Genomic DNA, 15,404 nt, shown 5'->3' with positions numbered 1-15,404 from the left:
CGAGGAATTGTCCCCGGTGGATGCCGCCCGCGTGGCTGCTATGGATGCGGTGCGTGAGGTGTTCGCCGCCCTCCGCGCCGAAGGGAACTCCCCCGGTGAGCTTGCGCACGCGCCGGGGCTCCGCGAACGGTTCAAGGCCGCGCAGGGCGTCATCGGCTTCGACGTGGAGCCGGACGTGCCCGCCCGCTATCAGGCGGTGCGGGACATCATGGAAAGCAAGGAGGACTAACAATGGCTTGTGGAGCATGTGGCAGCGGAGGAAGCTTCACCCCGGCGACGTACACCGTCCGCTCAACCGACGCGGATGGTCAGGTGCAGGAGCAAACATTCCTGTCTAAGACGCAGGCGGTGATGTTCGCGTCGCGGAACGGCGGTGGGGAGATCATCACGAATAGGGGCGAAGCCCGTAGCTAGACTGTGGGAGGTGAGGGGCATGTCGCCCTGTACACTCCCGACGTAGAGGGACGAGAGACCGACAAGGAGACCAGATGAACACGCTGGATGACATTCTCAAGGCCGTGGCGAACATGCCTACCGACCCGGCGGAGATTGACAAGATCATCACCGCCGCTAAGGCGGTCTACGATAAGCTGACCGCCGACGCGGGCGATAACCCTACCGAGGAGCAGGTCGCCGCGTTGGAGAAGCTCGCGGAAGCCGTGACGCAGGCGCGTGCTGCTAAGGCCGAGGCCGCTAAGGCGGATGCCCAGGCCGCTATCCGAGGTCGCCGGGACCGCGCCGCCGCCGCTGCTGCCGCGTTCGCGGATGATAGCGACGAGGGTGGTTCCGACGATTCCGAAGAGTCCGAAGGGGCCGACGGTGAGCAGGACAGCACCGATGATTCCGACGACTCCGACGAGTCCGAGGATGACGACGCGGGCGAGTCCACCAACGAGGATGATTCCGACGACACCGATACTGACGAGAAGGAGTTCGCTGTGAAGCGACGCTACGGCGGAGCCACCGCCGGTTACCGGGGCGAAGCAAAGTCCACCACCCCGTTCACCCTCGACCCCGCCGCGCCGAACTTCAAGTCCGGCGAAGCAACCTTCCTCGACTTCGCGGAAGCGTTCAACGGCATTTCGTCCGGTCGCGCCCTGCGCGCCACGACCGTCGGCCAGCAGACCCAATCTCACTTCGGACACATCCGCCGCGACCTCCCGACCGAACTCGTCGCATCCGACGAGGCGAGCCTGGTCGCCGCGATTGACCACGCCACCGACGAGTCCCGCCTTGACGGCGGTTCCCTCGTCGCGGCTGCTGGATGGTGCGCCCCATCCGAGACCATTTATGATTTCCTGCCCACCCCGGCTGCGGCGAACCTGTTCTCCCTCCCGGAGATCAGCCTGTCCCGCGGTGGTTTGCGCTACCCGGTGGAGCCGGACTTCTCGACGCTGTACGCCACCAACCGCGGCACCATGACCGAAGCGCAGGCGATCAGCGGCCAGACCAAGGACTGCATCGAGATTCCCTGCGCCGAGATGCAGGAAGTCCGCATGGATGTCCTGTGGACGTGTGTCACGTCGAATCTGCTGGCTAACACCGGCTGGCCGGAGCTGACCGCGAAGTTCCTGGAGAACGCCACGAAGGGTCACCTCCACCGCCTATCCGCCGCCCGTCTGGCGAAGGTCATCGCCCTGTCAAAGAAGGTCGCCGTGGGTGTGCCTGCCCTGGGCACCGCGGGCACGGTGCTGAACAGCATCGAGCTCCACGCGGAGACGCTGCGCCAGAAGTTCCGCCTGGGCACCTCCACCCTGGAGGGTGTCGCCCCCGCATGGCTGCGATCCATCCTCCGCGCCGATTTGGCGTACCGCGATGATGTCCTCCCGGAGCGTGTGACTGACCAGATCCTCGACCAGCACTTCGCGGACCGTGGCGTGCGCTTCCAGTGGGTCGATGATTACCAGCCGCTCAACGGCGACCCGGCATCCGCTGGCTACCCCGCCGAGGTGAAGGTGCTGCTGTACCCCGCTGGCACGTTCTTCTCCGCCGTCCAGAACGTCGTGAACCTCGGCGCTATCTACGACAGCACTGGCCTGTCCAAGAACCAGCGCACCGAAATGTTCCTGGAGGATGGTTTCGCCGTGGGCCAGCGTGGCTACGAGTCCCGCGAGCTGACCATCCCCGTCGCGATCAACGGCCAGGTTGGCCTGCGTCACGCGACAAACCCCGCCGTCCCCGCAGAGTAACCTAACCGGATCGTAGAAAGGAGGTGTCGGCATGGCAACAGTTGTGAAGCCGATGCAGTTCGTCGGACGCGCCCCGCTGCCGACCCCGTCGCGATCTGGCCTGTACGCGGTAGCTCAATTCGTGGACGTGGAGCGCCCCGTCATTCACGGGGTGGAGGTCAGCGTCCCATCCATCGGCGGTCATGGTCTATGGCCGGAGCCGTGCAACCCCGGCCAGGGGCCGAAGCACGGCGGTAATTCCGCAACGTTGATGCAGTTCCCCGGTAACGCTGTGTGGGCTGCGGAAGAGTGCGCCGCCGTGGGTCTTTCCGAAGCGGAGTTGTCCGCCCGGGCGGTGGAGAAACTTAAGGCGGTTGAACCGATTGATGTGGAGCGGCATTTCGCCGCGCTGCTGAAAAAGGAGCCGAACACCGCGTCGAGTATCCCGCAGGCCGAAGCGACGATGCTGGCCGAGGGATTGACCCCGACGGTGCATGTCCGCCCGTCGGACCTTCCCCGTCTGATTGAGTCCCGGCAGGTCATCTCGACTGCTGGTGTGCTCCGCACGATCATGGGGAGCCCCGTGGCGGCGGGCGCGGGGTATGAGACTGACCTGGACGGCACCTACGTCACCGGATCTGTGACGGTGTACCGGAACCAGATCGAAACTCATAACAGTTTCACCCCGGCGACGAACCTCCGGTTCACCGTGGCGGAGCGTGCCTTCGCCGTGGTGTGGCTGGGTACTTCTATCAAAATCAACGAAGGGAGCTAGCGGTGGCTGGCGTAATTTTCGAGACTGACGGTGATGTGGTGACGGTGTCGCCCATCATGGGTCGGCAGCAGGATTTCCAAGATGTAGCGGCGAAGCTCGTCGCCGCTGGCGAGGTTCAGACGGTCACCGCATCGCGTGGCGTGGCGCTCCGCGTCACCCGCGATACCGCTGTGGCGGCTGGTGTCCTCGAAGAGGATAAACCGGCGGCTCGGTCCGCCAAGAAAACGACTACTAAGAAGGACGGCTAAACAATGGCTGCAATCAACCAAGCACTCCCGGTTATTAAGGGCTTCCGGATGCGCGCGACCCGCGTGGGCCGCTGCGGACTCCCCCTAAAGGGCCCGAAGAACCAGATCGTCACCGACGGCTTCATCGAGTTCGGCATGGAGCGCGAAACCTCCGATGGTGACGACATCGAGCAGAAGAACGCGTCCGGTGTCGTGTGCGCGACCGACCGCACCGAAGACCAGTTCAAGCGCTACAACCTCACCCTCCAGTTGTGCGGCATTCAGCCGGACTTGCTGACGATGTTCACCGACCAGGCGGCGGTTCTCGACGCTGACGGCGACACCGCGGGTTTCCTACAGCAGACCGGTGGCAACACTTCCGGTTCCGTGGCGCTGGAGCTGTGGGCCGGTACTGGCGGCGGTGATGACTGCGAGGTGCCGGAAAACGACGACATTTTCAAGTCTGTTGAGGGTGGTAAGACTGGCGGTCAGTGGTGGTACATCCTGCTCCCCTGGGTGCGTGGTGCTACCCTGGGCGACCTGACCATCAACGGCACCGACGCGGCGGAGGTTACCGTGTCGGCGTACACCGGCAGCGGTGCTCATTGGGGCCAGGGTCCCTATAACGTCGTGCCGGGTGCGGATGGTAGCGCGGGTCGCCTGCTCGCCCCGGTGCCTGCTCGCACCCACCTGTTGATGCAGCGCACCACCATCGCACCCCCGGAGGTGACGAAGGGCGCGGTGGAGCTTACCGTGCCGTCCCCGTATTTCTCCGCTGCCTAATCATCCGGTATAGTGGTGGGTGGTGGCCCTACCGATTAGGGTCGCTGCCTCCGCTTCCAGATGTTGCGGTGGTGACAAGAAACCATTTTTTCTTGCGCGTACCCATGATTCCCCCGCTGTCCACTCACGGCGGGGGATTCGTGGTTGTATGCTGGTGGTGCGATGCTGCTTCACCGTCGGGTGTTTTCAACCGCTGTGGTGCTCGGCGGGGAGTTTGCCGCCCGGCTGGTGGGCAGTATCGCGCCGAGAATGAGGGATTGTCCGAATGAGCCCCGTTCCTGGTTGATGATGGTGTGGAGACCGTCGCCCCTTGTGGCCTTGTGATCTCGTTGTCTTGTGGTGAGCAGCGATTGATCCGGCGTATGGGTGCGGAGGACCATCATTACCCGGGGGCGGGGTTTATTCGTTTCCCGACCCGGGGAGGGGTGTCGTGGTTGGTAGCATTACCGGTATGAGTGACCTTTGCGAGTGGCCGGTAGACATGTCGTGCTTCCCCCCTATCCCGGAGGGTAAAGAGGATGTGGCCCGCCTGGCTGTGGATACGGCTACGGAGATTCTGTGGGCGCTGACGGGTCGGCAGTTCGGGGTGTGCCCGGCGGTGTATCACCCGGGGGTTGAGCAGTGTTTGCGGTGCGAGCCGACGCTGTGGCGGGGCGAGTGGTTCAACGTGGATGTGTCCACAGCGGAGTGTATGCGGATCGTGCTGCCCGGCCCGGTGTTCGAGGTGACTCGGGTGGAGCTTTCGGACGGGTCCGATGGTGAGTTCGCGGTGTCGGGGGATGCGGTGGTGGTGCGTGGGGCTCGCCCGACGGCGATTCACTACCAGCGGGGTATTCCCGCGCCCCCCTCGGCGGGGTTCATGGTTGGCAGGCTCGCGGCGGAGCGGTATCTACAATGTGTCGATTCCGGGCGGTGCCGACTCCCCAAATACGCCACGCAGGTGACCCGGCAGGGAGTGTCGGTGCACATGGCCGACCCGGCGGAGGTTATTGGGGAGGGGCTCACCGGCCTGCCGGAGGTTGATTCGTGGATACGGTCGGTGAACCCTAACGCACTAGCGGAGGACTCGGAGGTGCTCGGATAATGGCGAGGACCGATCAGGTGTCCGCCGCGCTGGTGCGGTGGATGGATAAAGCGTTCAACGATTCCGAGGCCCCACCGGTCGGTGGCGTGTCCGGGGGGACGGAGCTCCGCCCCGGCGTGAGTCTCCCCGCGTTGGACAATTTCGACACGTGCGTTCTCGCGTGGGTCATGTCCGGCATTAGGTTCCGGACGGAGACGTTCCCGTCGCCCGCGGAGATTCCGCAGTGCGGTGGGCGGCTCGCCGTCGAGTTCACCGTCGGCATCGCCCGATGTTCCGAAGCGTTGGGTGATGGTGGTGTCCTCCCGTCGATTGAGACGATGGAGCGGGAGTTCGCGATCCAAGAGGACGACAAGGACCGGTTGTGGGCGGCGACGTGCCGGGCGGCGAAGGAGCTGGAAATGGAGCATCACGTCCGCTCGTCGGCGTTGTACCCGGTTGAGGTGTACGGCCCGGAGGGTGGCACCGTGGCCGTGTACCGGTCCATAATTTTCGAGTTGATGTAGGAGATCAATCATGAGCAACAGTTTCAACATTCGTATCCGCTGGGTCCGCAACGTCATGGGCTGGCAGCGTGGAGACGAGACGACCGTTACCCGCACGGCCTATATTGACAACCTAATCGCTAATGGCATGGTGGTTGTGGTGGAGGATTTCGCTCCGCAGCCCCCGGCGGAGAACGCGACCCGGGCGGCGTGGGCGGAGTTCCTGACGAAGATGGGGATTGACTTCCACGAGCAGACCCCGCGCCGTGATTTAATCCGCATGTGGGATGACCGCACCGCCCCGGCTGCGGTGGACGATGGGAACCCGTCCGATGCCGAGTAGCGGTATCGTTTTCACCCCGAACCGGGCCGGCATAGCGGAGGTCACGGCGGGCGCGGCTGGGCCGGTGTTCAAGCTGGTGCGTAAAGCCCAGGCGGAAACACAACTCGTCGCGAACCGGATTACCCCCACGGATACTGGTCGTCTCCGCGGCGCGAATGAGACCACGCCGATTGTGGTGCAGGGAACGAAGGTCGTCGCCGGGGTGGAGAACAAGACGTCGTACGCAATGTTCGTTCATGAGGGCACGCGGGCGCATGTGATTGAGCCGAGGAATAAACGCGTCCTCGCGTGGGTGCCGCGTGGCGGGACGGTGCGGTTCGCGAAGCGGGTGCATCACCCGGGGACGAAGGCGCAGCCGTGGCTCGCGAAATCGGCGGAGCTCGCAGCGAGCCGGAACGGGTTCACCTTCCGGAAATCGTGATAAGTTGGTGTGGAAACACACCACACATATCCCCTAATGGAGGAATCATGGCAAACGATAAGGCAGCGGCGTTCAAGGCCGATGTGGAGTCCGCGGAGGATCGTCGGGAGCAGCTTCGACGCGAGCTCGCGGAGCTCGACGGTGATGCGGATGCCCCGGTTGCGGAACATGGAGATTTGAGCGTCGATTCGTTTGACGGCATCGACCCGGAGACGGTCGAGGTGGAGTCGAAGATGCTGGGCCGGACGCTGCTGGTGACCCGCCCCACCTCGGCCGAGATGACGCTGTTCGCATCGGATGTGTCTTCGCGCCTGATCAATGATGTGCAGCGCACCGCGATCATGTCGGACTTCTGCCAGACTCATATCGACCCGGAGGATTTCCTAGCGTGGCGTGACGAGGTGCTACGCCGCGGTTCGTCCCTGTTTTTTTATGAGTCCATCGCGGCGATGGTGGACATGCTCGAAGAGCTCGTCGTGGATAACGACTCGGAGCAGGAGTGGGAGTCGTTCGCGAACCGGCAGGAACGCCGGAAGGCGGAGCGGGAGAAGGCGGCTCGTCAGAAGGCCCGCGAAGCGAAGTTGCGTAAGCGTTAGGCCGTGGCGCTGATCGTTCGCGCGTACAGCCGGGACTGGGAGTTTTCGTCTCCCGGCCCGGCTGTCGCTCTACGTATCCACGAGCTGGCGGGCATGAGCCCGAATGACCAGTACCTAGAAATAGTGGACATCGTCGTGGAGCACCTATCAGACGACGATGCGGTTTGGTTCGACGCGCGGGGTAAATACGAACTGCCGGAGGATGCCCCGGCGGAGCTGCTGATCGAATGGCTGGAAGCGGCGACGGGTAAGCCGTTCTCGGCGGTGGCTGCGTTGTCGTCGGCGTTGGTGGAGAGCTGGGCGCAGGTTCGGGGCCGGCTAATCACGTCGGGCATCCCGGAGCCGATGGTGCAGATCCGGCAACTCGGGTCGATGCTCGACGCGGTAGAGTTCATGATCCTAGAGTCCCACAAGGACGACAAAGAGAGAGCGCGGTATCGGCAGAAGGTTTACAAGCCGCGTGTCAAGACCGGGGCAATTGAGAAGCCCGCGGGGTTCGACCCGTCGGACATGGCGGCGCAGGCGGCGATGCTGGAAGCGCTGGACGCTTAGCACGGTAGAGTATGGGGCGTAGGATCGGGAGGTTCATGGTATGGCGACTGTCGGCACGGCGCGGGTGACGATTGAGGCTGATTTCAGCAGGTTCGAGCAGGACGTTCAGACGTTCTTCAACCGCAGCGGCAAAGCGGCGGGGGATGCCCTCAACCGGGGCGTGAAATCGGGTGCCGATGCGGCGCAGAAGTCCGTGAAGGACGTGGGCACGGAGTTCCAGAATGTTGCTGCGTCCGCGTCCTCGGCGGGGCGTGATGCGTCGTCGTCGTGGGCGGCGGAGATGGGGAAGGTTGGCACGTCGGCGCAGAAGTCCGCGGCGGTGGCTTCCTCGGCGCTGACTGATCTGTCGGGTAAGGGCGCGTCGGCGGCGAGCCGGGTGTCGTCGTCCTGGGTATCGAGCATTAGTGGTGTTGCGTCCTCGACATCCTCGGCTGCGTCGGCTGCGTCGTCCTCGTTGGATGGTGTGGGACGGGCCGCGTCGGGTGCCGCTTCTGGTATCCGCGTGTCCTTCGCGAACGGCTTCGGCGGTGTCGCGTCGGCTGCGTCCGGGATGGTGAGTCGCGTGTCCGCGACGATGGGTAGCGTGGCTTCCTCGGCCCGTGGCGCGGCGGAGTCGATTAAAACGTCCATCACCAACGCACTGAAGGAGTCGGAGCAGACCGCTGACCGCGTTCCGAGCGCTATCGGCAGGATCGGCGTGGCCGTGGGCGCTATCGCCGGGCCTATGGCGATCCTAAAGGGCGGGTTCGACCGCCTGATGAACATCCAGCGCGCCGAGGTGATGTTCAAGTCCGTGGGCCTGTCGGCGGAGCAGACGAAGAATCAAATGGCGAAGCTTACCGAGCAGGTGACGGGAACGTCCGTGTCCCTGGCGGACGCGGCGAAGTACTCCGCTATGTTCGCGCAGTCTGGTGTAGAGCTCGGCAAGCCGATGGACTCCGCGATCCAAGCGTTCACGGCCCTATCGTCCATCGCGGAGGGCTCGGGCGTGGACGTGGGGCGTGTGATGCAGCAGATCAGCGCCCAGGGCAAGGTCACGGGCGAGGACATGGCGCAAATGGCCGACGCTGGTGTCAATGCGACGAAGTACCTCGCGGACAGCATGGGCATGTCCCAGGCTGATGTGAAGAAGGCGATCTCGGACGGCAAGGTGTCGTTCGAGGACTTCGTCACGGCTATCAATAAGGGCACGGGGTCGCTGGCGAAGGATATGGGGCAGACCCTCCCGGCGAAGATTGCGAACTTCAAGACCTCACTGTCCGCGTTCGGCGCGACGCTGCTGGAACCCATGATCGGCCCGATGACGAAGGCTGTGGAGTTCCTCACCGGCGTGTTCAAGGGGCTGAACCAGCCGATTAAGGACTTCGTGACGTGGCTCGGCGAGGGGTCGCTGGCGGCGGATGCCTTCAAGGGTGTAATGATCGTCGTTGGTGGTGTCGTCGCGGGTGCCGTGGCGCTTATGGCGGTCGGTGCGTTGGCTTCGCTGGGGAGCATGATCGGCGGGTTTGTCCTGGGCGGACTGCAGGCCACCATCACCGGGGCGAAGATGGTCGCGGCGGCGTGGACGACCGTTGCTGGGTGGGCTAGGGCCGCTGGTGCTATGGCGATTCAGGTGGCGAAGATGATCGGTCAGTGGGTCATGCTGGGCGGTCAGGCACTTGTGCAGGCCGGGCGTGTCGCCGCCGCATGGATCATGGCCGCGCCGAAGAACCTGGTGCAGTACACGATAGCGTTCGTTCAGATCATCGCCGGGTGGGTGCGCATGGCTGCGGTGGCGACGGTTCAGGCTATTAAGGCTGGGGCTGCGTGGATCATAGCCGCCCCGAAGAACCTGGGCACGTATGCCCGCGCGTTCGGCGCGATGATCGCCGGGTGGGGACAAGCCGCCGGTGCCGCTATCGTGAACGCTGGGCGCATCGCCGGGGCGTGGATCATCGCCGCCCCGAAGAATCTTGGAGCCGGTGTCAAGGCGTTGGGCATGATAGCCGGTGGGTGGGTCCGCGCGGGCATCGCCGCCGTCGCGAACGCCGCTGTTATCGCCGGGTCGTGGCTCGTTGCTATGTGGCCGGTGGCCCTCGTCATCGCCGCTATCGTCGGCATCATCGGTGTGTTCAAACTTCTGTGGGATAACGTCGCCGGGTTCCGCGAGTTCTGGCAGGGCGTGTGGGACGGCCTTGTCAATGTGGTGGCTACCGCGTGGACGTGGATCAAGAACATCATCGTCGGGACGTGGGACGCGATCGTCGGCTGGTTCCAGTCCGGCTGGGTGCAGGCAGTGTGGCAGACCCTCGTGGATGGGGCACAGGCCGCGTGGAACATCATCACGGCGGTGTGGGGCGGCTTGGTTGATTTCTTCGGCGGGATCTTCTCTGGACTCGCAACCGCGTTCAGCGCCGTGTGGGACGTCATCGGTACTGCGTTTATGTGGGTGTGGGAGTCCGTCCTATCGCCCATCTACACTTGGATTGCTGACACGTGGGGACGCATCGCGGAGATCATCGCCCCGGTGTGGGACACCATCACCGAGAAGGTCGCGGCGTTCGGGTCGTGGTTCATGGACTTCTGGAACACGACGCTGTGGCCTATCGTGTCGCAGGTCGTGGACTTCTTCAAGCGGATTGGTGAAGCGGTCGGCGGGTTCATCTCGGATCATTGGCCTGTTCTGCAGAAGGTGCTGATGATCATTGGTGGTGTGTTGCTCACGCCTATCATCATTGGTCTTGGTCTGGTCGTCGGCGCGATCGTCGCGGTCGTGACGATCGTTGGTGTGGTCATTGGTGCCATCACCGGGCTCATCTACGTGCTGGTGCAGCTCCCCGGGTGGATTAGCCAGGCCGTCACCGCGATCAAGGACTGGTTCGGCCAGGCGTGGCAGTGGACGAAGGACAAGTTCGCGGCAATGGGCGATGCCGTGTCCGGGTGGTGGCGTGATCACGTCGCGCCGTTGCCGGGGCGGGTGGGTCAGGCTATCGGCGGGGTAATTGATTGGTTCAAGGGCCTGCCGGGGCGTATCCGCGGAGCCCTGTCGGATGCTGGGTCGTGGCTAATCGACACCGGCAAGAACATCGTCCAAGGTCTGATCAACGGCATGACTTCCCTCGCCGGGAAGATCGGCAGCTACTTCCTCGACAAGATTCCGGGGTGGATCCGCAAGCCGTTCGAGTCGGCGCTGGGTATTCACTCCCCGTCGCGCGTGTTCGCGGGCTACGGCGAGAACATCGGGCAGGGCCTAATCAATGGCGTGCAGTCTATGGCTGGGAGCGTGAAGGGCGCGGCGCAGAGCTTGGCAAACTCGGCGGCTGATGTGTCGCTGCCGGAGGTCGCGGCCCCCACGGTCGCCGCCCCGGTGGTTCCCGCCCCGGTGCCCGGAATCGCGGTAGACAGTGTCGCCCAGATGCCCGGTGATGGTGCCGCCCTGGGCGCGATGATGCAGCAGCAGCAGGAGTCGATGCTGGCGTGGGGAGCCACCGCGCAGCAGCAGACCGGCGAGGTGGTGAACCCCGCCCTCGCGAGCGTCGGCACGACCGCGCAGACCATGAACGACACGCAATTCCAGCCGGTGATGCTGGGTATGCAGACCGCAATGTCCGCGACCGGCTCGGCGGTGTTGGCTATGACGAGCACGGCGTGGACCCCGGCGATGCTGGGGATGCAGGCCGCGTCGAACGCTACTGGCGCTAACACGTCGTGGAATGCTTACGGCGTCGTGAACCCCGCGTTGTTCAGCATCGCGAACACCGCGTGGAATGTTCTCAACACGGGCGTGAACCCCGCTATGGCTGGTATCCGCGGGGCGCTGACGTACACGGCGAACACGTTCGGGTGGGCTGCTGGCAACATCGCGCAGCAGTGGAATCAGGTGCGTGAAGCCACCGCCCGCCCCGTCCGCTTCGCGATCCAGTCGGTGTTTAACGACGGCATCGTCGGGATGTGGAACTCCGCGTCCGAGTTGCTCGGGACACAGAAGATGGCCCCGTACCCCGTACGGTTCGCCACGGGCGGTCTGGTGCGAGGCCCGGGTGGGCCGAAGGACGACAAGATCCCCGCGCTGCTGTCGAACCACGAGTACGTCCTCAACGCTAAGGCCGTTCGGAACATCGGCGTGGATAACCTCAACGCCTTAAACTCGGGTTCGTACCGCGTCGCCCCGCAGGTCCTCCGCGACCCGGAGAAGCGCCGGGCGATGCTGCGCGACAAGACGTTCACGAACGTTGCGGCGCGGTATCAGGGCGGCGGTCTGGCGGAGGGAACCCCGGCGTGGAAGGCGCTGCTCCGCGGATACAACTGGGCCCGGTCGCGCAACGGTCGTCCCTACGTGTGGGGCGGCTCGGCGCATGGCGATGGTGGTACGGACTGTTCTGGCTTCATGTCGGGCATCGCGGATGTGATCCTCGGCGGGTCCGGCGCACGTCAATGGGCTACAGGCAATTTCCCCGGGACGCAGCGGGGCGCGTGGAAACCTGGCCTGGCGGCTGGCTTCGCCGTCGGCATATCGGATGTCCACACCGCCGGAACGATCGGCGGAGCGCCGGGCATCCCCGCGGTGAACGTCGAGTCCGGTGGCATCAACTCACGTGTAAAGTTCGGTACCTCGGATGCTGCTGGTGCGAATGATTCGCAGTTCAACCGTAGATTCTCGCTCATTGTGACTGATTCCGGCGCGTTCGTGCCCGGCATGGGCGGCGGCGCGTCGATGGTGGACATCATCGGCGGGTTGACGAAGCCATTCCAGGAACGCATGAGTTCCGCAGCCGCCGGGTGGGCGCAGTCGCACGCTGGCATCATCAACACGTATCCGCAGAAGCTGTCGGAGACGCTGGGGAAGATCACCCGCGACAAGATTACGAAGCTGTCCGAGGAAATGATGGGCGACCCCGGCGGTGTCGGCGCGGAGCGGTGGCGACCTATGGCGAAGCGTGCCATGGCCCGCGTCGGCTTCAACTGGCAGGATAAACGCCAAGTCGATGCCATGATCGCGCAGATTCAGTCCGAGTCCGGTGGTATTCCGAACCGGGCGCAGGAAATCGTGGATGTGAACGGCACCGGCGCGTCGGCGGGCCTTGGCCTGCTGCAGATCATTCCGACGACGTTCGCGGCGCACCGTGACCCGGAGCTGCCGAACGACCGCACGAACCCGTTCGCGAACATGGTCGCGGCGCTGCGGTACTACAAGTCCCGCTATGGCATGGACCTTACGACTATGTGGGGTCACGGGCATGGTTACGACCGTGGCGGGTTGATCACGGATCGGGGCTTGTTCTCGAAGCAGACGACGCAGGCGGAGCGGGTGCTGTCGCCTAGGCAGACCGGCGCGTTTGAGGAGCTCGTCGGGTTCCTCGGGTCGGCTGATTGGCAGTCCCTCCGCGACGCTGGTGCAACCATTACCGGCGACAGCGGCGGGCGGAGCGTGAGGACGGTTGAGGTGACCCTGAACTACTACGGGAGCGGCGACGGTGAGGACGTGGCCGATGCCGTCGAGCAGCGACTTATTAGGAGCGCGTGGTGAGTTACAACGGCTATTTGAGTCTCGGAAGCGCGGAGTTGATTAACTCCCGCCGGGCGGCTGGGCACGCCCTCCACGGTATCTGTTCCCGCTCGTTTGAGCTGATTTGGGATGATTCGTGGGGCCAGCAGCACGTGTGGCTCGGCGACGAGGACTACATCACCCCGGAGCAAACCGGGGCCCCGTGGGTTCAGGCGGGCAGGCCGGAGTCGTTGGAGTTCGGCGGGGTGTACGGCCTGAATATTGACGGGCTCGACACGACGAAGATTGATCAGGATGTCACCGAAGCCACGGGCGACGGCGGTTCGGTCGGCAGGCGTAGGCTCCCCACTCGCGAGGTCAAGGTGGAATGCTTGCTTATGGCGGCGACTTCCCGTGGCCTGGAGTGGGGACTGCGGTGGCTGACCCGTTCTCTGCTCGCGGATGGGTGCGGGGGGGATAGCGGCCCGCGTGATTTGGTGTTCCTCGAATCGTGCCCGGATTATCGGCAGTGGGAGCGCCCGGCTGATGTCCGGGAGCGTGCCGGGCAGCTGACCCGGATGCTGACGAGCGTGGTGGTGACGAAGACCCCGGAGGTGACGAACCGCTACGGCGTGTCGAATGACCGTGGGGACTACGCGCCGTGTATGGCGGTGGTGGAGTTCGAGCTGACGGCGCTGGTGCCGAGGGTATGGCGCAGCCCCGTTGTGTTGCTCGGGCCGCGGAGCCTGTCGGCGGGCGAGGTGATGACCGCTAGGTTCCAAGAACTCGACGCGGATGGGACGTGCCCGGCGAACTGTGATGACGACGAGGGCGTGCTACTAGATCCGAAGATGGGCGACCTGTGGACGCTGCCCCGCCCGACCGCGCCGGGCGTTGAGATCGGTTGCATGCCGATTGATTCGCGACGATCCGTGTTCACAATCAGGGAGGGCGCTATCCCCCTGACCGGTGAGATGCTGCCGACCGTCGTGGTCCGCTCCACGGGGCGGGAAGAAAGGAACATCCGCATCCGCTGGGCGCGTGGGCTTGTGGTCGATGATGGGGCGGCGCTGGACTGCCAGACCGTCGGCGAAGCTATGGCAACGTACCTCCCCGCGGATAGTGTCCTCACCCTCGACGGGCGTTCCGGGGCGGCGTGGGCTGACCTTCCGGATGGTCGGCGTGTTGATGCCACGCCGGTGATGGTCGGGCGTGCCGGTGGGCCGTGGCGACCCCCGGTGATGACGTGCGGCGATCCCTACACCCTCGTGGTTGATGCTGGGCAGGACACGACCGCGACGGTGGAAGTCACCGGCGTGACGGGGGAGGTGTAGCCATGCCGACGTTGGGACAACCGAGGTGGGGCGCGACCATCGCGGAGCCTTCCGGGCGGATCATCTGGCAGTCCGGTGAGGACATTAGCGACTGGGACTTCGACCGGGTGCTGTGCGACATCTCGAAGGCGAGTATCAAAATCGCGGCATCGCCGGTGTTGTGCTCCCGCGTGGAGCCGTGGCTGCACACCCTCACATTCTGGGCGGGTAGCGAGGTCGCGTGGCACGGTCTGGTGACGGAGACGAAGGCGGCGAAGGGGTCGCTGACCGTCACCGCGTCGGATGGTGCCTGTCTGTTCAAGCGCCGTCGGCTCCCGTCCGGGCGGTTCTGGGATCAACGCGACGCATCGCAGGTGATGCAGCAGCTCGTGGTGGATGGGATGGGCCCGTCCGACCCGCTACACATCGCTGATCACATTCACGCCCTGGACTCCCGAATCTGGGTCGTGGTGAACGAGACGGCGAACAGCGTCCTCGTGGATGATGTGGTCGATGATCTGACCGAGGCCGGGCTGGAGTGGACGTTCGTCGGCGGGTCGTTGATGGTCGGACCGGTCGGGGCTCGGCATCGTACCGCACCGCTGTCGGATCGGCACCTCGGCGATGATGTCGTCGTGACGAAGGTGGGCAAGGATGTGGTCACCGACGTGCTCGTCAAGGGTGAGGGTGTGTGGGCGCAGCGGGCGATTGAGGATGACCGGATCGTCCTCCAGTCCATCGTGAAGGGAAACAAGCTCGCTACGGTTCAGGAGTGCGAGACGAAGGCGCAGGCGACGTTGGACCAGTTCGCGGTCGCCCCGGTGGCGGTGAGTGTCGGTGGGGCTGGGTTACGCGCCGACGCGCCGGTTTCGTTGCATGAGCTCGTTCCCGGCGTGCGTGTGCCTGTCTCGTCGGTTCAGACCGGCGTGCGGGTCGGCTGCGACCTGATGATCGAAAAGGTTGCGTTCTCACCGGATGGGATCAAACTGTCCCTCGTTCCTCCGTCGGTGTCGTGGGAGGCTCGCGAGGAGTTCCCGCCGCCGTTGACGAACGACTTCAAGTCGCCGTGGGAGAAGGAGCAGGCCGGTAAGGCCAACGCTTCGCAGAAGGATAAGGCCGACGATGCGGACTGGGTCAAGCCCGGAACGCCGTTATAGGAGAGCAGGATCATGGGTAGGACAGCGCGGACGGATGCG

At 64.5% G+C, this 15,404-nt stretch carries 14 protein-coding genes; all 14 read left to right on the top strand.

Annotation, left to right across the window (positions count from 1 at the left end; translation table 11 throughout):
- Positions 1 to 229 (top strand): hypothetical protein (locus ACTQZK_RS12200; RefSeq protein ID WP_441899707.1); only part of this gene is annotated, 229 nt, incomplete at its 5' end.
- A 259-nt stretch (positions 230 to 488) separates the two neighbouring features.
- Positions 489 to 2,189, top strand: coding sequence for a major capsid protein (locus ACTQZK_RS12195; RefSeq protein WP_441031765.1), 1,701 nt, complete (start codon positions 489 to 491; stop codon positions 2,187 to 2,189).
- A 31-nt stretch (positions 2,190 to 2,220) separates the two neighbouring features.
- Complete coding sequence (locus ACTQZK_RS12190) at positions 2,221 to 2,943, top strand: hypothetical protein (RefSeq protein WP_441031767.1); 723 nt, start codon at positions 2,221 to 2,223, stop codon at positions 2,941 to 2,943.
- A 2-nt stretch (positions 2,944 to 2,945) separates the two neighbouring features.
- The gene (locus tag ACTQZK_RS12185; protein ID WP_343095443.1) at positions 2,946 to 3,191 is read left to right on the top strand and encodes a hypothetical protein; all 246 of its coding nucleotides are present in this window, start codon (positions 2,946 to 2,948) and stop codon (positions 3,189 to 3,191) included.
- A gap of 3 nt (positions 3,192 to 3,194) precedes the next feature.
- On the top strand, positions 3,195 to 3,953 hold the full coding sequence (locus tag ACTQZK_RS12180; protein ID WP_441031769.1) for a hypothetical protein: 759 nt from the start codon (positions 3,195 to 3,197) through the stop codon (positions 3,951 to 3,953).
- A 430-nt stretch (positions 3,954 to 4,383) separates the two neighbouring features.
- Positions 4,384 to 5,037, top strand: coding sequence for a hypothetical protein (locus tag ACTQZK_RS12175; RefSeq protein ID WP_441052903.1), 654 nt, complete (start codon positions 4,384 to 4,386; stop codon positions 5,035 to 5,037).
- Positions 5,037 to 5,540: a hypothetical protein gene (locus tag ACTQZK_RS12170; RefSeq protein WP_441031773.1), complete on the top strand. Its 504-nt coding sequence runs from the start codon at positions 5,037 to 5,039 to the stop codon at positions 5,538 to 5,540. Before ACTQZK_RS12175 ends, ACTQZK_RS12170 begins: the two co-directional genes overlap by 1 nt.
- Positions 5,541 to 5,550: 10 nt before the next feature.
- Positions 5,551 to 5,862, top strand: a complete 312-nt coding sequence (locus tag ACTQZK_RS12165) for a hypothetical protein (protein ID WP_441031775.1) — start codon at positions 5,551 to 5,553, stop codon at positions 5,860 to 5,862.
- Positions 5,852 to 6,283, top strand: coding sequence for a hypothetical protein (locus tag ACTQZK_RS12160; RefSeq protein ID WP_441032707.1), 432 nt, complete (start codon positions 5,852 to 5,854; stop codon positions 6,281 to 6,283). The genes ACTQZK_RS12165 and ACTQZK_RS12160 overlap by 11 nt, the downstream gene beginning before the upstream one ends.
- Before the next feature lie 47 nt (positions 6,284 to 6,330).
- The gene (locus tag ACTQZK_RS12155) at positions 6,331 to 6,879 is read left to right on the top strand and encodes a hypothetical protein (protein WP_441031778.1); all 549 of its coding nucleotides are present in this window, start codon (positions 6,331 to 6,333) and stop codon (positions 6,877 to 6,879) included.
- Positions 6,880 to 6,882: 3 nt separating this feature from the next.
- Entirely contained in the window at positions 6,883 to 7,431 is a 549-nt protein-coding gene (locus ACTQZK_RS12150; protein WP_441031780.1) for a DUF7240 domain-containing protein, read from the top strand.
- A 40-nt stretch (positions 7,432 to 7,471) separates the two neighbouring features.
- Entirely contained in the window at positions 7,472 to 12,937 is a 5,466-nt protein-coding gene (locus tag ACTQZK_RS12145) for a tape measure protein (RefSeq protein ID WP_441899705.1), read from the top strand.
- Positions 12,934 to 14,229: a hypothetical protein gene (locus ACTQZK_RS12140; protein ID WP_441899704.1), complete on the top strand. Its 1,296-nt coding sequence runs from the start codon at positions 12,934 to 12,936 to the stop codon at positions 14,227 to 14,229. The genes ACTQZK_RS12145 and ACTQZK_RS12140 overlap by 4 nt, the downstream gene beginning before the upstream one ends.
- 2 nt (positions 14,230 to 14,231) lie before the next feature.
- Positions 14,232 to 15,365 carry a hypothetical protein gene (locus tag ACTQZK_RS12135; RefSeq protein ID WP_441032700.1) on the top strand — a complete coding sequence of 378 codons (1,134 nt, stop codon included), beginning with the start codon at positions 14,232 to 14,234 and terminating at the stop codon, positions 15,363 to 15,365.
- The last annotated feature ends 39 nt before the right edge of the window (positions 15,366 to 15,404 follow it).

It is taken from the genome of Paraeggerthella sp. LCP19S3_G8 (assembly GCF_052119225.1).
Lineage (GTDB): Bacteria > Actinomycetota > Coriobacteriia > Coriobacteriales > Eggerthellaceae > Paraeggerthella > Paraeggerthella hominis.
Note: the sequence above shows the minus strand (reverse complement) of the source record. Positions and strands in the feature narration are given on the sequence as shown.